Source organism: Pseudomonas sp. CK-NBRI-02 (assembly GCF_008124495.1).
Lineage (GTDB): Bacteria > Pseudomonadota > Gammaproteobacteria > Pseudomonadales > Pseudomonadaceae > Aquipseudomonas > Aquipseudomonas guariconensis.
Map to the genome: position 1 here is coordinate 182945 of NZ_VSJH01000017.1, position 18624 is coordinate 201568.

14 protein-coding genes are annotated in these 18624 nt (G+C 63.1%); 5 read left to right on the forward strand and 9 right to left on the reverse strand.

Translation table 11 applies throughout. The features are described 5' to 3' along the window. Window positions 1-48: 48 nt before the first annotated feature. Window positions 49-1407 carry a glutamine synthetase family protein gene (locus DQ397_RS14210; RefSeq protein WP_043211541.1) on the reverse strand — a complete coding sequence of 453 codons (1359 nt, stop codon included), beginning with the start codon at window positions 1405-1407 and terminating at the stop codon, window positions 49-51. 667 nt (window positions 1408-2074) lie between these two features. Between DQ397_RS14210 and DQ397_RS14215 the strand changes: the two genes are divergently transcribed. After that, a complete protein-coding gene (locus DQ397_RS14215) occupies window positions 2075-3451 on the forward strand; it encodes a glutamine synthetase family protein (protein WP_043211544.1) in 1377 nt (458 codons plus the stop codon). A gap of 73 nt (window positions 3452-3524) precedes the next feature. Here DQ397_RS14215 and argA read toward each other — a convergent pair whose 3' ends face one another. Together argA and argE are read right to left on the reverse strand one after the other, a co-directional pair. Further along, a complete protein-coding gene (gene argA, locus DQ397_RS14220) occupies window positions 3525-4823 on the reverse strand; it encodes an amino-acid N-acetyltransferase (protein ID WP_043211546.1) in 1299 nt (432 codons plus the stop codon). A 224-nt stretch (window positions 4824-5047) separates the two neighbouring features. Next, entirely contained in the window at window positions 5048-6190 is a 1143-nt protein-coding gene (gene argE / locus DQ397_RS14225) for an acetylornithine deacetylase (RefSeq protein ID WP_043211548.1), read from the reverse strand. A 122-nt stretch (window positions 6191-6312) separates the two neighbouring features. Between argE and DQ397_RS14230 the strand changes: the two genes are divergently transcribed. Continuing rightward, window positions 6313-7680, forward strand: a complete 1368-nt coding sequence (locus DQ397_RS14230; protein WP_043211550.1) for an inorganic triphosphatase — start codon at window positions 6313-6315, stop codon at window positions 7678-7680. Window positions 7681-7778: 98 nt separating this feature from the next. On the opposite strand, the gene DQ397_RS14235 is transcribed toward DQ397_RS14230, so the two are convergent. Continuing rightward, window positions 7779-8249, reverse strand: a complete 471-nt coding sequence (locus tag DQ397_RS14235) for an Lrp/AsnC family transcriptional regulator (protein ID WP_043211551.1) — start codon at window positions 8247-8249, stop codon at window positions 7779-7781. A gap of 125 nt (window positions 8250-8374) precedes the next feature. On the opposite strand from DQ397_RS14235, the gene DQ397_RS14240 reads away from it, so the two are divergent. The 3 genes from DQ397_RS14240 to DQ397_RS14250 all read left to right on the forward strand — a co-directional run bounded on the left by DQ397_RS14240 (window position 8375) and on the right by DQ397_RS14250 (window position 10920). Further along, window positions 8375-8701: a hypothetical protein gene (locus tag DQ397_RS14240; RefSeq protein ID WP_043211552.1), complete on the forward strand. Its 327-nt coding sequence runs from the start codon at window positions 8375-8377 to the stop codon at window positions 8699-8701. A 129-nt stretch (window positions 8702-8830) separates the two neighbouring features. Then, window positions 8831-10513: a GspE/PulE family protein gene (locus tag DQ397_RS14245; protein WP_043211553.1), complete on the forward strand. Its 1683-nt coding sequence runs from the start codon at window positions 8831-8833 to the stop codon at window positions 10511-10513. Window positions 10514-10605: 92 nt separating this feature from the next. Further along, entirely contained in the window at window positions 10606-10920 is a 315-nt protein-coding gene (locus tag DQ397_RS14250) for a DUF2388 domain-containing protein (protein WP_043211555.1), read from the forward strand. Window positions 10921-11143: 223 nt separating this feature from the next. On the opposite strand, the gene gcvP is transcribed toward DQ397_RS14250, so the two are convergent. The 5 genes from gcvP to DQ397_RS14275 all read right to left on the reverse strand — a co-directional run bounded on the left by gcvP (window position 11144) and on the right by DQ397_RS14275 (window position 18600). Further along, window positions 11144-14017: an aminomethyl-transferring glycine dehydrogenase gene (gene gcvP, locus DQ397_RS14255; protein WP_043211558.1), complete on the reverse strand. Its 2874-nt coding sequence runs from the start codon at window positions 14015-14017 to the stop codon at window positions 11144-11146. Between the two features lie 168 nt (window positions 14018-14185). Then, window positions 14186-14569, reverse strand: coding sequence for a glycine cleavage system protein GcvH (gene gcvH / locus DQ397_RS14260; protein ID WP_043211560.1), 384 nt, complete (start codon window positions 14567-14569; stop codon window positions 14186-14188). 47 nt (window positions 14570-14616) lie between these two features. Then, entirely contained in the window at window positions 14617-15699 is a 1083-nt protein-coding gene (gene gcvT, locus DQ397_RS14265; RefSeq protein WP_043211562.1) for a glycine cleavage system aminomethyltransferase GcvT, read from the reverse strand. A gap of 126 nt (window positions 15700-15825) precedes the next feature. Then, on the reverse strand, window positions 15826-17448 hold the full coding sequence (locus DQ397_RS14270) for an iron ABC transporter permease (protein WP_148921571.1): 1623 nt from the start codon (window positions 17446-17448) through the stop codon (window positions 15826-15828). A gap of 150 nt (window positions 17449-17598) precedes the next feature. After that, on the reverse strand, window positions 17599-18600 hold the full coding sequence (locus tag DQ397_RS14275; RefSeq protein ID WP_043212162.1) for an extracellular solute-binding protein: 1002 nt from the start codon (window positions 18598-18600) through the stop codon (window positions 17599-17601). Window positions 18601-18624: the final 24 nt, after the last annotated feature.

Consider the following 18624-nt stretch of genomic DNA (forward strand, 5'->3'; position numbering starts at 1 on the left):
GTGCTTCTCCGTTATCCGACAGCCGCGCTGAAGCGGCCCCAAGTTTGATCAGACGGCAAACAGCAGGAACTCTCGCTCCCAGGAGCTGATTACCCGTTTGAAGTTCTCGTGCTCGGCCCGCTTGGTGGCCACATAGCCGCTGATGAATTTCTTGCCCAGGTACTGTTCCAGCGCGCGGCAGTTTTCCATGCGCTCCAAGGCATCTTCGATGGTCAGCGGCAGGCGCAGATTGCGCCGCTCGTAGCCACGGCCCTGGACCGGCGCGCTGGCGCCGATGCCCTCGACCATACCGATGTAGCCGCACAGCAAGCTCGCGGCAATGGCCAGGTAAGGGTTGGCGTCGGCGCCTGGCAGACGGTTTTCCACGCGGCGGTTCTGCGGCCCGGCATCAGGCACACGCAGGCCAACGGTGCGGTTCTCCTCGCCCCATTCGACGTTCACCGGTGCCGAGGTGTCCGGCAGGAATCGGCGGAACGAGTTGACGTTGGGGGCGAACAGCGGCAGCGCTTCAGGGATGAACTTTTGCAGGCCGCCGATGTGGTTGAGGAACAGCTCGCTCATGCTGCCGTCCTCGTTGGAGAAAATGTTCTTGCCGGTGGCCACGTCCACCACGCTCTGGTGCAGGTGCATGGCGCTGCCCGGCTCGCCGGTCATGGGCTTGGCCATGAAGGTCGCGGCCACGTTGTGCTTGAGCGCCGCCTCGCGCATGGTGCGCTTGAACACCAGGATCTGGTCGGCCAGGTGCAGAGCGTTGCCGTGACGGAAGTTGATCTCCATCTGCGCCGTGCCGTCTTCGTGGATGAGTGTGTCGAGGTCCAGTTGCTGCAGTTCGCACCAGTCATAGACGTCCTCGAACAACGGGTCGAACTCGTTGGCAGCCTCGATGGAGAACGACTGGCGACCGGTCTCCGGACGGCCGGAGCGACCCACTGGTGGTTGCAGCGGGAAGTCCGGATCCTCGCTGCGCTTGGTCAGGTAGAACTCCATCTCAGGCGCCACGATCGGCTGCCAGCCTTTGTCGGCGTACAGCTTCAGGACTTTCTTGAGCACGTTGCGCGGCGACAGCTCGACCGGGTTGCCCTTCTTGTCGTAGGTGTCGTGGATGACCTGGGCGGTCGGCTCGATGGCCCATGGCACGAGGAACACAGCGCTCTCGTCTGGGCGGCAGATCATGTCGATGTCGGCCGGGTCCAGCAGTTGGTAATAGATGTCGTCGTCGACGTAGTCGCCGGTCACGGTCTGCAGCAGGACGCTTTCGGGCAGGCGCATGCCCTTTTCGGCGATGAACTTGTTGGTCGGCGAAATCTTGCCGCGGGTGATGCCGGTCAGGTCGCTGATCAGGCATTCCACTTCGGTGATCTTGTGCTCTTTCAACCAATCGGTGAGCTGGTCGAGGTTGGTACTCATAAATACCTCAGGAGGTAATGTGGCCCGGCTGACGATAGTCGGGCGCCGCTGACGCCTGGCGTCGATCAAGACGGACGCTGCCTGGCCGCAAATGCCATGGCAGACCCGCGCCTTGATTCTGGATGCAGTGCTTGGCTAAAGCAAAAACCCACGCGCAAGACGACAGCAGATACACTCGAAACAAGCGTGTCCGCGATACAAACAAAGGGCAGAGAAGCGAAAGGACGTGCAGGAAACTGCTACGAACGGAGGATGGACCTGACCAGCCGTCAATTATTGCGAGCAGAGCGCGCGCGCAGGACTCGATGCGTGCGCAGCCTTCGCGGCGAATGCTGGGAACACCTGTGTGCGCGGCGCAGGCAGCGCTTTCAGGTCTCGGCAGGCGGACCATGTGACCCTCGTATTATTGTGTTCTGGGTTGAGGCCGAGCTTAGCCTTGTTCATTTTTTTACACAACCACTCCGTAAAAAATAAACCACGCTCAGCCTGCGATAGCCCTTTGGGGCCAAAATAGCGGATAATGAGTTGCCCCCAGATGCAGCATTTCTGCCGTTGCTGTGCCATTTCGGGGCATCATGGGGTTGGCTTGACTTCGCTAGGTCTTTCGGATTGACTGGGCTTGCAAGCCCCCCTTGATTGATATTTTTAACAACAAAGGTGTTGCATCATGTCGGTACCCCCGCGTGCCGTTCAGCTTAACGAAGCGAACGCGTTCCTTAAGGAACATCCTGAGGTTCTCTACGTTGACCTTCTGATTGCAGATATGAATGGTGTGGTGCGCGGCAAGCGCATAGAGCGCACCAGCCTCCACAAGGTTTACGAGAAAGGCATCAACCTGCCCGCCTCCCTCTTCGCCCTGGATATCAACGGTTCCACCGTCGAAAGCACCGGCCTTGGCCTGGACATCGGCGATGCCGACCGCATCTGCTACCCGATCCCCGGCACCCTCTCCAACGAACCCTGGCAGAAGCGCCCCACCGCTCAACTGCTGATGACCATGCACGAACTGGAAGGCGAGCCGTTCTTCGCCGACCCGCGCGAGGTCCTGCGCCAAGTGGTGAACAAGTTCACCGAGATGGGCCTGACGATCTGCGCAGCTTTCGAGCTCGAGTTCTACCTGATCGACCAGGAAAACGTGAACGGCCGTCCCCAGCCGCCGCGTTCGCCAATCTCGGGCAAGCGTCCGCAATCGACCCAGGTGTATCTGATCGACGACCTGGACGAGTATGCCGATTGCCTGCAGGACATCCTCGAAGGCGCCAAGGAGCAAGGCATTCCGGCCGACGCCATCGTCAAGGAAAGCGCCCCGGCCCAGTTCGAAGTCAACCTGCATCACGTCCCCGACCCGCTCAAGGCCTGTGACTACGCCGTACTGCTCAAGCGCCTTATCAAGAACATCGCCTACGACCATGAGATGGACACCACCTTCATGGCCAAGCCCTACCCGGGCCAGGCGGGCAATGGCCTGCATGTACACATCTCCGTGCTGGACAAAGATGGCAACAACATCTTCACCAGCGAGGATCCCGAGCAGAACGCCGCGCTACGTCACGCTGTCGGCGGTGTGCTCGAGACCCTGCCCGCGTCCATGGCGTTCCTGTGCCCGAACGTCAACTCGTACCGTCGCTTCGGTGCACAGTTCTATGTGCCGAATGCGCCGAGCTGGGGCCTGGACAACCGTACCGTAGCCCTGCGCGTGCCAACCGGTTCGCCGGATGCCGTGCGCATCGAGCACCGCGTGGCCGGTGCCGACGCCAACCCGTACCTGATGATGGCCGCCGTATTGGCCGGTGTGCACCATGGCCTGACCAACAAGGTCGAGCCGGGTGAGCCGATCGAAGGCAACTCGTACGAACAGCTGGAGCAGAGCCTGCCGAACAACCTGCGCGATGCCCTGCGCGAGCTGGACGACAGCGAAATCCTGAACAAGTACATCGATCCGAAGTACATCGACATCTTCGTCGCGTGTAAGGAGAGCGAGCTGGAGGAGTTCGAGCACTCGATCTCCGACCTCGAGTACAACTGGTACCTGCATACCGTGTAAACGAAAACGCCGCCCCAAGGGGCGGCGTTTTTCATTCCGGGACCGTGTCGCCCGCGAAGAGATCAGCACAGTCTCAAAGCGGCTTCTCGAAAATCTTCGAATTGCGCTGGTAGTTGTACAGCGATGCCCGCGCCGCCGGCAGCCGCTCCACCCCACTGGGCGCGAAGCCGCGTTCACGGAACCAATGCGCGGTACGGGTGGTGAGCACGAACAAGGTGCTAAGGCCCTGCTGCCGCGCCCGGCTCTCGATCCGCTCCAGCAACTCGTCGCCACGTCCGCCATGGCGATACTCAGGGTTCACCGCCAGGCACGCCAGTTCTCCTGCGTCGGAATCGGCGATCGGATACAGCGCCGCGCAGGCGATGATCATGCCCTCGCGCTCGACGACGCTGAACTGCTCGATCTCTCGCTCCAACACTTCACGCGAGCGCCGCACCAGGATCCCCTGCTCCTCCAGCGGACTGATCAGCTCCAGCAAACCGCCCACATCGTCGATGGTCGCCTCACGCACCACTTCGAACTGCTCCTGGGACACCAGCGTGCCCCCGCCGCCACGCGTGAACAGCTCGGTCAGCAGCGCGCCGTCCTCGGCATAGCTGACGATGTGACTGCGCGCCACACCGCCCTTGCAGGCTTCGGCGGCGGCATCGAGCAGTTCGCCCTGATAGTCGCTGCCCAAGCGTTGCAGATGCGCGGGTACCTGTTGTGGACGCAGCTCACGCACCAGCTTGCCCTGCTCGTCCAGCAAGCCGGGTTCGGCACCGAACAGCAGCAGTTTGTCGGCGCCAAGCTCGATGGCGGCGCGGGTCGCCACGTCTTCGCAGGCCAGATTGAAGATCTCGCCGGTAGGCGAATAGCCCAAGGGCGACAGCAACACGATGGAGCGCTCGTCGAGCAGGCGGTTGATGCCCTTGCGGTCGATCCGCCGCACCTCGCCGGTGTGGTGATAGTCGACCCCTTCGAGCACCCCGATCGGCCGGGCGGTGACCAGATTGCCCGACGCCACCCGCAGCCGCGAGCCTTGCATCGGCGAGGCGGCGATATCCATCGACAGGCGCGCCTCGATGGCCAGGCGCAGGGCGCCGACGGCATCGATCACGCAGTCCAGGGTCGCCGCATCGGTGACACGCATGCCGCGATGATAATGAGGTGTCAGGCCGCGATCGGCCAGGCGGCTCTCGATTTGCGGACGCGAGCCATGGACCAGCACCAGCCGCACGCCGAGGCTATGCAGCAGCACCAGGTCGTGGACGATGTTGCCGAAATTGGGGTGTTCCACGCCATCGCCTGGGAGCATGACCACGAAGGTGCAGTCGCGATGAGCGTTGATGTAGGGAGAAGCATGGCGCAGCCAGTTGACGTAATCGGGCATGACAAGGCCTGTGGATAAGTGAACGGAGAACGGCGAACAAACGGCGGCGTTCAAAATCATCGTCGGAACAGGCTTGCGGTCACGCGCGGTCTCCTCTAGGCAGGGACGAATCAGGTCAATGGACGTTTAGGCGCTGTACGAAATGTATCCGCTCTGGCCCATGCTGCGTTGGAACAGGGCTCCAATGCGCGTGTACGCGCGGGCGAAGACATTTCATACAGACCCTAGCTCAGGCAATAGTGCCGGATCAGATCACGCAATAGACGCACAGTAGGCTCGATACGTGACATTTCAAGGTATTCGCCCGGCTGGTGGGCACAGGCAATGTCGCCCGGGCCCAGCACGATGGTCTGGCAGCCCAGTTGTTGAAGATAAGGCGCTTCGGTGCCAAAGGCCACTGCCTCGGCGCGATGGCCGGTCAGACGTTCGGCCAATTGCACCAGTTCGGCGTCGGCGGCCTGCTCGAACGGTGGGACTTCCGGAAACAACGGCGCATAGTCGATGCGCACTTCGTGGCGTTCGGCCACCGGCACGAGTTTTTCCCGGATCGCCGCGCGCAGCTGTTCGACATCCATGCCAGGCAGCGGACGCAGGTCGAACTCCAGGGCGCATTGGCCGCAGATGCGATTAGGGTTGTCGCCGCCGTGGATGCAACCAAAGTTCATCGTCGGGGTCGGCACGCTGAACTGCGGGTTGCGGTAGGCCTGCTGCCATTGCTGGCGAAGGCCCATCAGCTCGCCCATCACCGCATGCATCGCCTCAAGGGCACTGTGCCCAAGGCTTGGGTCAGAGGAATGCCCGCTGCGTCCCAGGATGTCGATACGGTCCATGAGGATGCCCTTGTGCATGCGAATCGGCCGCAAGCCCGTGGGCTCACCGATCACTGCCGCGCGGCCTAGGGGCTGACCGGCCTCAGCCAGGGCGCGGGCGCCGGACATCGAGCTCTCCTCGTCGCAGGTCGCAAGAATCAGCAGCGGTTGCTTGAAATCGTGTTCCAACAGCGGCAACACGGCCTCGATGACCAGCGCAAAGAAGCCTTTCATGTCGCAACTGCCCAAGCCCACCCAGCGGCCATCGACCTCGGTCAGCTTGAGCGGATCGCTGGCCCACAGTTGTGGATCATAGGGCACGGTGTCGCTGTGTCCGGCCAACACCAGGCCGCCGGGGCCCGTGCCACGGCTGGCCAGCAGATTGAACTTGCCAGGCGTTACCTGGCGGATCTCGCAGACAAAGCCAAGATCGCCAAGCCAGCCGGCCAGCAAGTCGATGACCTGACGGTTGGACTGGTCCAGCGCAGCCTGGGTGCAACTGACCGACGGTGCGGCGATCAGGGCGGCGAACTGGTCTTTCAGCGACGGCAGGGGCATAAGCGCTCTCCTCGGGCTCGAGGCCCATCATAGCAATGCATCCCGTCCCCGGAACAACCCAACAGCCGGGAGCCGACTCCTGTAGACTGCACGACAACGATGCCCCCTCCTTCGAGTCTGCGATGCACAAAGAAACCGAACTCAAGCTCCGCGCCAGCCGCGAGACCCTTGCCGCCCTGCGCGAGCACCCCCTGCTGAAGAAGCGCAACAAGTCCGGCTGGCAGACCCGCGAACTGCTCAACCAGTACTTCGACACCCCAGACCGCGACCTCGCGGCTGCCCGCGTTGCCCTGCGCCTGCGTCGGGACGGCGAGGTCATCATCCAGACCCTCAAGTGCCGCGGCCAGAGCGTGGCCGGGCTGTCCGAGCGCAACGAACACGAATGGCACCTGGACAAGGTCAAGCTGGACCTCAAGAAGCTCGACGACACCTGCTGGCCAGAGCAGCTAGCGGGGCTGGACAAAAAGACCATCAAGCCGCTGTTCACCACCGACTTCACCCGCGAATTCGCCGAGATCGCCTGGGGTCGTGGCAAAGCCAAGGTGGTGATCGAAGCCGCCCTTGACCAAGGCTTCGTCATCGCTGGCAAGCGCAAGGAAGAAATCTGCGAGCTGGAGCTTGAGCTGCGCGAAGGTGCCCCTGAAGCGCTGCTGGAACTGGCCGCCGAACTGGCCGCCAGTCTGCCGCTGATGCCCTGCGACATCAGCAAAGCCGAGCGCGGCTACCGCCTGCTCGAGCCCGAAAGCTATGAGCTGAGTTTGCCGAACACCGAACTTGAAGCCGAAACCTCGGTGGACGACGCCTTCGCGGCGCTGGCCTGGCAGTTGCTCGGCAGTAGCCAGCGCCTGGCCGAGCAGTACCGTCACAGCGGCCATTGGCGCCTGCTGCAGGACTGGGTGCAGTGCCTGGCCGAGCTGCGTGCCTTGGTCAGCACTCTGGGCCAGGCCGCCCCCCGCGCGACCACACGTGACCTACGTCTGCGCCTGGACGCCCTGCTGGAAGACTGGCGTCCGTTGGTACAGGCCGGCAACGACGACGAAGACGTCCGCCGCGCCGCCCCCGAGCAGTTCGCCGACGAGCTCGAAGACACTCGCTGGGGTCAGTTCTCCCTGGAAACCTCGCGCTGGCTGCTGGCCCGTACCTGGACCGTCGAGCGCGCCGGCCGGGGCGAGCGCCAGGGCAAGGCGCACCTGGCCAGCTGGCTGGCGCACCTGCTGGGCGAGGAAGGCCGTTCGCTGAAGTTGCCGCTGTATGCCCAGCGTCCAGAAGACCTTGCCGAGCAACTGCCGCGCATCGAGCAATTGCTGGCCTGGCTGCACCACGCGCGTCACGTCCTCGAGGCGCCGCAGATGGACCGGCTGTATGGCGACCTGAAGAAGCTACATGAGCTGGCGGAACTGCCGATCAGCGATGAACTGCTGGAGGCGCGGATCGAGCAGGCCCGCGTCATCGATCAGAGCAGGGGCTGGAAGCATTTGCTCAAAGTTTGATACCGGCTCGCTACTTCACGGGTGGACCCGTTCCTACAGATACGGCGCAGATCCTGGTTTTGCGCAGCCCTGTGAGCGCGGGTTCCCCTGTGAACGCTTCACCTCGATAACGGCAGACTGGTGGTGGATTTGATTTCGGACAGGGCCACGATCGAATTGACTTCCTGGATCCCTGGCACGTTGGACAATTTCTCGAAGAAGAACCGTTCGTAGGCTTCGATGTCCGGCGTGACGATGCGCAGCAGGAAATCAACCGATCCCATTAGCACATAACACTCCAGCACCTGCGGAAAACCCCGGATCGCCTCAGTGAACTCGGTGAAGTTAGAACGCCCATGGGCATTGAGCTTAACCTCGGCAAAGATCTGCGTATTGAGGCCAACCTTCTTGCGGTCGAGCAAGGTCACCTGGCCACGAATGATCCCCTCGTCCTTCAAGCGCTGTATGCGCCGCCAGCACGGCGATTGCGAAAGGCCGATACGCTCGGCGATCTGCGCGCTGGACAGCGAAGCATCCTCTTGTAACAGCTCCAGGATGCGGCGATCGTAAGCGTCAAGCTCGCTTTGCATGAATAATTCTCCATTTCGCACAGATTCGAATAGAAATAGCTGCCAAGGGGCGATTGGCTGGAATCATAGCGAAAAAATACCCCCCTCGACCTGCCAGAATTTCTCCCTCGACGATGGAGATCGGCATGAACGCACTCGAACGCCCCGACACCCCGCAACGCACCGACACCTGGGCCGCCAGCGCCGCTCACTGCACCGCACGCTATCGCCTGCAGGCCGAGGCCGAGCCGGACAGCCTGTGCCGGGTGCTCAATCTGTTCGCGTTGCAGTTTCTGACTCCGCACAGCGTCCATGTGCAACAGCAGGACGATCTGCTGGATATCGAAGTGGGTGTGGACGGACTTAGCTGGCATCGGGCCGAAGTCATTGCACAGAAATTGCGCAACCTGGTGTGTGTCGGTGAAGTGCGCCTTGAGAACATGCCGCGAATGGCCGAGGTGGCTGCGAGCTGAGGACTGCGAGACGGGGGTGGCCTCGTTCGGCTTCTCTGAGCAAGATCCAGACACTTTTTGCCCCGACTCCTTCACCTGACGCCGGCTAGCCTTCCCCGGGACCGATCCACCCTGGCAAGGAAGCCATCTATGTATACCGACGACACCCACGCCCTCGACCTGAGCCGAGTGCTCGACGCCCTGCTCATCGAACAGCACCTGGACGCCAGCGACACCCTGCGCGTTCTCGAACAGGCCCACCGCCACCCAGATCAGCATCCGCTCGAGACCATCGCCAGCCTCGACCTCCATGACCGTCGCCACCCCGACCGACGCCTGGACCTGGACATCCTCTGCCAATGGCTCGCCAACCGGGCCGGCCAACCGTTCATGCGCATAGACCCACTGCAAGTCGACCTGCAGCAGGTCAGCGGCCTGATGTCGCCAGCTTTCGCCCAGCGCCACGGCATCCTCGCCGTGGCTGTGGACGACAGCTGCGTCACGGTGGCCAGCGCCCAACCCTACCAGTGCGAATGGGAGGCCGACTTGGTCCGCAGCCTGGGCAAGCCGATCCGCCGCGTACTGGCCAGCCCGGTGCAGGTTCGCCAATTGGCCCAGACCTTCGTTCGCCTGGCCCACTCGGTCAAGGGCGCACAGCGCCAGCAGACCACTGGCCTGGGTGAACTGGAGCATCTGCTGGAGCTCGGCCAGCGCCACACCGAGGCCAGCGCCGACGACGCCCACATCGTGCACATCGTCGACTGGCTGCTGCAGTACGCCATCGAACAGCGCGCCAGCGATATCCACCTCGAACCGCGCCGAGAACAAGGCCAGCTGCGATATCGCATAGATGGCTTGCTGCATACGGTCTATGCCTTTCCGGCAGGTGTCACCCTGGCGTTGGTCAGCCGCCTCAAGCACTTGGGGCGCATGGATGTCGCAGAAAAGCGCCGCCCCCAGGACGGTCGACTGAAAAGCCGTCTGCCGGGGGGTGGCGACGTGGAACTGCGGCTGTCCACATTACCCACGCCTTTCGGCGAAAAACTGGTACTGCGGCTGTTCGACTCCCAACAATCGCACCAGGACTTTCACCACTTGGGCCTGGAGGGCGACTTGCTACGCCAATGGCAAGGGCTGCTGAACCACCGCCAGGGTATCGTCCTGGTCACAGGCCCCACAGGCTCGGGCAAGACCAGCACGCTCTACGCCAGCCTACGCCAACTGGCCACGCCCCAGGTCAACCTGTGCACCATCGAAGACCCTATCGAGCGTCTGGAGCCTGCGTTCAACCAGCTGCAGGTCCAGCCGAGCCTCGACCTGGGGTTTGCCAATGGCGTGCGCGCCCTGCTGCGCCAGGATCCGGACATCATCATGATCGGTGAGATACGTGATCGCGAGACCGCCCAGGTCGCGGTGCAAGCAGCCCTGACGGGGCATCTGGTGCTGTCCACCCTTCACACCGACGACACCTGCAGCGCGATCACCCGTCTACAGGAGCTGGGTGTGGCGGACTACCTGCTCAAAGCCACACTGCTCGGTGTCATGGCCCAGCGCCTGGTGCGTACCTTCTGCGGCGACTGCCAGGGCACGGCGGCCCTCGACGGTGTTGCCTGTCGTGCTTGCCGAGGGACGGGGTTTCATGGCCGCACGGGGCTGTTCGAGCTGTTGATCCCAAGCGAAGGCCTGCGCGCCAGCATCGGCTCCAACAGCGATCTGGCCGCCCTGCGTCGGATGGCTCTGGCGGAAGGGTTGCAGGACCTGCGCCACTGCGGGGAGGTGAAAATCAGCGCCGGACAGACCAGCCTGGCGGAGGTGCTCAGGGTCTGCTCCTGAGCAAAATTCCCTTGTATTCAGGGAACTTGCGTCACTCAGACACGATCCAAACGGCCATTCCCACAACCCTCACCACTCGAGGTGAATGCACCATGCGTCTCAAAACCGCCATCGCAGCCGCCGCCCTGCTCTCGCTGCCTGTTGGCTCCGCCATGGCCGATACCTTCTGGCGTAACGTCATGACTTCCGGCGCGACCACCGCGTCGAGCTACCTGACCTCCAAAGACCACAAGATGGTCGTGGCCGCCCAAGACGATGCCGGCAGCTTCGTTGCCAGCGAAGGCGCCATCCGCGGGCCATACCTGGAGGCAGCGCTCCGCAAGGTGCGCGCCGACAACCCTGGCATGCAAGCGACCGACATGGACCTGGCCAACGCTATCTTGGCCAAGAACGCCGTCGTCGAGTAACACCGCAGGGGCCTTCCGACAGATCCATCTCGGGCCTGTATGAGCAACGGTCTTGCTCCGTGGCGTCTTGTTCGCGGGTAACCCGCTCCCACTGGTCCGCGCTGGCCCTGTGGGAGCGGCTGACCCGCAAGCAGACGACTCAGATGCTGGGGTCATCTAACCGCTGCTTCAATCGCCCATTTCCCTCTGCTTCCTACCTACCTTGGGTGGCCTAGCATCAGCCTCAGCGATACGCCTCCACCGGCACGCACGAGCAGAACAGGTTCCTGTCCCCATACACATTGTCGACCCGGTTCACCGCTGGCCAATACTTGTGCAAGCGCACATGAGCACTGGGAGCTACGCCTTGCTCCAGGCTGTAGGGGCGCGTCCAGGGCGCCAGCACATCGGCCAGGGTATGGGGGGCATGCTTGAGCGGGTTGTCCTCGGCGGGCCAGTTGCCTTCCTTGACTTCATCGATCTCCGCCCGGATCGCCAGCATCGCCTCGACAAAGCGGTCCAGCTCAGCCTTGGATTCGCTCTCGGTAGGCTCGACCATCAAGGTACCCGGCACCGGGAAGGACATGGTCGGGGCATGGAAGCCGTAGTCCATCAGGCGCTTGGCCACGTCCTCCTCGGTGATTCCAGTCAGCGCCTTGAGCGGGCGCAGATCGAGGATGCACTCGTGGGCGACACGCTCGTTGCGCCCCCGGTACAACACCGGGAATGCCCCATCGAGCTGGTGAGCCAGGTAGTTGGCTGAAAGAATCGCCACCTCACTGGCATCGGCCAGTTGCGGCCCCATCATCGCGATGTACATCCAGCTGATCGGCAAGATGCTCGCACTGCCCCAGGGCGCGGCGCTGACTGCGCTATTGTTCGGGTCGAGCCCTGGCACCGGCACCACCGGGTGGCTGGCAACGAACGCCTTGAGGTGGGCACGCACCCCGATCGGCCCCATGCCGGGCCCCCCGCCGCCATGGGGGATGCAGAAGGTCTTGTGCAGGTTCATGTGCGAGACATCGGCACCGATGTCGGCCGGCCGTGTCAGGCCGACCTGGGCATTGAGGTTGGCGCCGTCCATGTACACCTGGCCCCCCTGCTGGTGGATCACCTCACAGATCTCACGAATGCCTTCTTCATACACCCCATGGGTCGAGGGGTAGGTGATCATCAGGCAGGAAAGTCTATCGCCAGCAGCGCGCGCCTTGGCCTTGAGGTCGTCGAGGTCGACGTTGCCATCATCGTCGCAGTCGACGATCACCACCTCCATGCCAGCCATCTGCGCCGATGCAGGGTTGGTGCCGTGCGCCGATGATGGAATCAGGCACAGGGTCCGCTGCGGCTGATGGCGACTCTGGTGATAGCGGGTGATTGCCATCAGCCCTGCATATTCGCCTTGGGCGCCCGAGTTGGGCTGCATGCAGATGGCATCGAAGCCGGTGATGGCGCACAACCAGCTTTCCAGCTCGTCGATCATGGCCTTGTAGCCCTGGGCCTGGCCGGCCGGGACGAAGGGATGCAGCGAGGCGAAGCCAGGCCAGGTGATGGGGATCATCTCGCTGGTGGCATTGAGCTTCATGGTGCACGAGCCCAGCGGGATCATCGACTGGTTCAGCGCCAGGTCCTTGTTCTCCAGCTGCTTGAGGTAGCGCAGCATCTCGGTTTCGCTGTGGTGCAGATTGAACACCGGATGGGTGAGCAACGGCGTACGCCGGACCAGCGCCCCCGGAATGCCTTCGGGGAGCGCCTGGGCGTCGAGGTCGGCGATGCGCAGGCCATGGTCGACACCCAAGAAGATATCGAACAGACGCATGACCGTCGCCTCGGTGCAGGTCTCGTCCAGGCTGACGCCCAGGTGTCCGCGCCCGAGAATGCGCAAATTGATCCGGGCCTTCTCGGCGCTTTCGATGATCGCCGCCTGGGTACCGCCAACCTCGAGGGTCAAGGTATCGAAGAAGTGCTGGTTCACCCGCTTGATGCCCTTGGCTTCGAGGCCTGCGGCCAGGACGAACGTCAGCCGATGCACACGCTGAGCGATGCGCCTGAGCCCTTCAGGACCATGGTAGACCGCGTAGAACCCGGCGATGTTGGCCAGCAGCACCTGAGCGGTGCAGATGTTGGAATTGGCTTTCTCGCGGCGGATGTGCTGCTCGCGGGTCTGCAAGGCCATGCGCAGGGCGGTATTGCCGCGAGCATCGCGCGAGACGCCGATGATGCGCCCCGGCATCGCGCGCTTGAACTCATCACGACAGGCGAAATATGCGGCATGGGGGCCGCCATAGCCCATGGGTACGCCAAAACGCTGGGTCGAACCCAGCACCACATCGGCCCCCAGCTCACCGGGTGGGGTCAGCACCACCAGGCTGAGGATATCCGCCGCGACGCAGGCCAAGGCGTGTTGGCCATGCAATTGCTCGATCAGTGGACGCAGGTCGCGTACTTCCCCATGGGTGTCGGGATACTGCATCAAGGCGCCGAACACCTGATGCTTGGCCAGGTTGTCCAGTGAATCGACGATCAGTTCGAAGCCGAACCCCTCGGCGCGGGTGCGCAGCACCGAGAGTGTTTGCGGATGGCAGTGCTCGTCGGCAAAGAAGACATTGCTTTTGCTCTTGGCCATCCGCTTGGCCAGGGCCATGGCCTCGGCCGCCGCAGTGGCTTCATCGAGCAACGAGGCATTGGCCAGGGCCAGGCCGGTGAGGTCGATCACCATTTGCTGGAAGTTCAGCAGCGCCTCCAGCCGCCCTTGGGCGATTTCCGGCTGGTAAGGCGTGTAGGCGGTGTACCAGCCCGGATTCTCCAGCACATTGCGCAGAATGACGGTGGGCGTGACGGTCCCGTGGTAACCCATGCCGATCAGGCTGGTCCAGATCTGGTTCTGCTCCGCGTACCCAGCCAGTTTGGCCAGGGCAGCTTGCTCATCCAGGGCGGGCGGAAGGTCCAGCGGGCGGGCCAGGCGGATGCCCGGGGGGACGGTCTGTTCGATCAGTTCGGTGCGACTGGCGATGCCGAGGGCATCGAGCATGGCCTTCTGCTCTGAGGCATCAGGCCCCAGGTGACGACGCAGGAAGGGGTTGAGCTCTTGCAGTTGACTCAAGGATGGCGACTGGGACATGGCGATCGTCTCTTCCTGGACCAGGTCTCATGGAGACTTACAAGTCTAGGAAGGGATTGCCCATGCTGCGTGAAATCTTGCGTTGCCCAGTGACTTCTTCACGGATAAACCCGCTCCCGCAGGGCTCGGATCGCGCCTGCAGGAGGGGTTTAGTTGTGCCAGGAAGGCTTACTCGCCGATGGCAGCTTGGTAGCCAGCAGCGTCCAGCAGGTTGTCCAGATCGGCTGGGTTGCTTGGCTTGAGCTTGAATATCCAGGCAGCGTAGGGCTCTTCGTTGAGCAGCTCAGGGCTGTCGGCCAGTTCTTCGTTGACGGCGATGACTTCGCCGGCCACAGGTGCGTAGATATCCGAAGCGGCCTTGACCGACTCGACCACGCCCGCGGCGTCGCCAGCGGCAAACACCTTGCCCACTTCTGCCAATTCGACGAACACCACATCACCCAGGGCTTGCTGGGCATGATCGCTGATACCGACGGTCACGCTGCCATCGGTCTCCAGGCGTGCCCACTCGTGGCTTTCGGCAAAACGCAGTTCGGCGGGGATATTGCTCATCTGTTGTCTTCCTCGATTGGCTCAGCGGTCAGCCCGCCGGTAATTGTTCAGATCAGAATCTTTCCATGGCGCACGAAGGTCGGCTTGACCACCCGCACCGGATACCACTTGCCACGAATCTCCACCTCGGCACGCTCGCCCGTAGCCATGGGCACACGCGCCAAGGCGATGGATTTGCTCAGCGTAGGCGAGAAACTACCACTGGTGATCTCCCCTTCGCCAATCCCGGCTACCCGCACTACCTGATGGGCGCGCAGTACACCACGCTCTTCCAGCACCAGGCCGACCAGTTTCTCTTGCACACCCTGCTCGATTTCCGCAAGCAGGCCGGTACGCCCGATGAAGTCGCGCTCGGCCGGTTCCCAGGCGACACTCCAGCCGAGGTTGGAGGTCAGTGGCGTATGGTTTTCGTCAATGTCTTGGCCGTAAAGGTTCATGCCGGCTTCCAGGCGCAACGTGTCGCGCGCACCTAGGCCGCTCGGCGCAATGCCTGCACCGACCAGGTCGTTGAAGAAGGCTGGCGCCTGCTGGCCGGGGAAGATGATCTCCAGGCCGTCCTCGCCGGTGTAGCCGGTGCGGGCAATGAACCAGTCACCTTCGGCAACCCCTTCGAACGGGCGCAGCTCACGGACCAGTGCAGCACGCGGGGCACTGAGCAACTGGGCGACTTTTTCGCGGGCATGGGGGCCTTGGATGGCGAGGATGGCGAGCTCGGAGCGCTCGACGAAGTTGATGGCGAAACCGGCGCTCTGCGCCTGCAGCCAGGTGAGGACCTTGTCGCGGGTGGCGGCGTTGGCCACCAGGCGATAGCCGATTTCCGTGCGGTAGGCGATCAGGTCGTCGATGACGCCGCCGTCGGCGTTGAGCAACGGGCTGTACAGCGCCTTGCCTAGGCTATCCAGACGGGCCACATCGTTGGCCAGCAAACGTTGCAGCCAGGGTGTGGCCTGGTCGCCGGCAACATCGATGACGGTCATGTGGGATACATCGAAGACGCCGCAATCACTGCGCACCTGGTGGTGCTCCTCGACTTGCGAACCGTAGTGCAGGGGCATGTCCCAACCACCGAAATCGACCATCTTGGCGCCGAGCGCCAGGTGCAGGTCATACAGAGGCGTACGCTGTCCCATGGGTTTCTCCTTCCGGGCGTGGCGAGGCAGCGGCGGTCGGCAACGTTGATCCGTCGCCTGATCTTGTTCAGGACCCGCCGCAGCGAATGCCGCGCATTGTAGCCGCAAGGGCGGAGCCTGGCACCCTCAGTGACGATGCCCGGGACGCCGAGCCGAACGGCGGATCAACCCGATGACCGGCAGCAGGCCGACCAGCACCAGCGTCAACGCTGGCAGCGAGGCTCGTGCCCATTCGCCTTCGCTGGTCATCTCGAACACCCTGACGGCGAGGGTGTCCCAGCCGAACGGTCGCATCAGCAGCGTCGCCGGCATCTCCTTGAGCACATCGACGAACACCAGCAGCGCCGCACTCAGGACGCCCGGCACCAGCAACGGCAGATACACCTTGAAAAACAACCCCACGCCACCGACCCCCAGACTGCGCGAAGCCTCCGGCAGCGACGGCCGTATACGCTCCAGGCTGCTCTCCAGCGGACCGTAGGCCACGGCCATGAAGCGCACCAGGTAGGCCAGCAGCAAAGCCCAGAGGCTGCCCAGCAACAACGGTTTGCCGGCGCCGCCCAACCATCGGGACAACGGAACCACCCATTGGTTGTCCAGGTAGCTGAAGGCAAGCATGATCGACACGGCCAGTACCGAGCCCGGCAGGGCATAGCCCAGGTTGGCCACGCCCACCCCGGCGCGGATGCCTCGGGTTGGCGACTGACGCCGCGCAAAGGCCAACAGCAGGGCCACGCTGACCGTGATCAAGGCAGCCATGGCGCCCAAGTAGAGGGTATGCAGCACCAAGCCAATGTACCGCTCGTCAAGGTCATGCCGCCCCCGCTGCCAGAACCACGCCAGCAATTGCAGCAGCGGGATGACGAAAGCACAGGCGAATACCAACAGGCACCAGCCGGTAGCCGCCAGCGCTTTCAGGCCACGCAGGTGATAGAGCGCCTGCCCCCGGGGCCGCTCGTTGCCATGGCGGCTTTTGCCACGAGCCCGCCGCTCGCCGTACAGCACCAGCATCACCACCAGCAGCAACAGGCTGGCCAGTTGCGCTGCGCTGGAAAGACTGAAGAAGCCATACCAGGTCTTGTAGATGGCCGTGGTGAAGGTGTCGAAGTTGAACACCGCCACGGCGCCGAAATCTGCCAGGGTCTCCATCAGGGCCAAGGCGATGCCTGCACCGATGGCGGGCCTGGCCATCGGCAGCGCCACACGCCAGAACGCCTGTAGCGGCGACAGCCCAAGCACCCGCGCCGCCTCCATCAACCCTTTGCCTTGGGCCAGGAAGGCGCTACGCGCCAGCAGATAGACGTAGGGGTAGAACACCAGCACCAGCACGGTGATCACGCCACCGGTGGAGCGCACCCGAGGCAGGCGCATGGGCCCGAACACCTCGCGCAGGGCAGTCTGCACGGGGCCGGCGAAATCGAGCAGGCCGACGAAGACGAATGCCAATACGTAGGCTGGGATGGCGAAGGGCAGCATCAGCGCCCAGTCCAGCCACCGCCTGCCGGGGAATTGGCAAAGGCTGGTCAGCCAGGCCAGGCTCACACCCAGCACCGTCACCCCGACGCCCACTCCCAGCACCAGCGTGAGCGTGTTGCCCAGCAAGCGGCTCATCTGGGTGTCGAGCAGGTGCGACCAGATCTGCACGTCGATCGACTGCCAGGACAGCAGCAGCACGCTCAGGGGCAAGAGCGCCAAAGCAGCGACGAGAAAGACCGGGAAGTACCAACGGCGTTGGAGGGTGTGGGGCAAGGCGAACGTCTCTGTGCTGATGGCGACCGCTGCGCGGTCGTTCGCAGGTAAACCCGCTCCCCAGGAACACCCTCGAGGGAGCGGGTGTTCCTGGGGAGCGGGTTTACCCGCGAAGGGCCTTTGCAGGCCCTGAAGGATAAAGCCTGGGGTTTAGTTCCAGCCAGCCCGGTCCATCAAGCGAATGGCCTCGGCCTGGCGTTTGCCGGCCACTTCCACCGGAATGCTGTCGGCCTTGAAACTACCCCAGGCCGCGACTTCCTCGGACGGCTGGACCTTCGGGTTGGCCGGGAATTCCTGGTTGATGTCGGCAAACAGCTTCTGCGCCTCGACGCCGGTCATCCACTCGACCAGCTTCTTCGCCGCCTCCGGGTGCGGCGCGTGCTTGGTCAGGCCGATGCCCGACAAGTTGACATGCACGCCACGGTCGCCCTGGTTGGGCCAGAACAGCTTGACCGGCAGGTTGGGCTTTTCCTTGTGCAGACGACCGTAGTAATAGGTGTTGACGATGCCCACGTCGCACTGACCGGCCTCGATGGCCTGGAGCACGGCGGTGTCGTCGGAGAACACATCGGTGGACAGGTTGTTCACCCAACCCTTGATGATTTCCTGGGTCCTGGCCTCGCCGTGGTTCTCGATCAGGGTCGCAGTCAGCGACTGGTTGTAGACCTTCTTGGCCGTGCGCAGGCACAGACGGCCTTCCCATTGCTTGTCGGCCAGGGCTTCGTAGGTGGTCAGCTCTTGGGGTTTTACCCGCTCGGTGGAGTAGGCAATGGTCCGCGCACGCAGGCTCAGGCCTGTCCAGTCGTGGGAGGAAGCGCGGTACTGGGAAGGGATGTTCTGGTCGATGACGTCCGATTTGATCGGTTGCAGGATGCCCATCTGTTCAGCCTGCCAGAGGTTGCCGGCATCGACGGTGAGCAGCAGGTCGGCCACGCCGTTCTCGCCCTCGGCCTTGATGCGTTGCATCAATGGGGCTTCCTTGTCGGTGATGAACTTGATCTTCACGCCGGTCTTGGCGGTGTAGGCGTCGAACACTGGCTTGATCAGCTCGTCGATGCGCGAGGAATACACCACCACTTCGTCCGCCGCCTGGGCAGTGCCGCCGAACAGGGTCAGGGCCAGAGCGGCCAATAGGGGCTTGCGTGGCAACATCGGGGTCTTCCTCGCTGAGTTGAG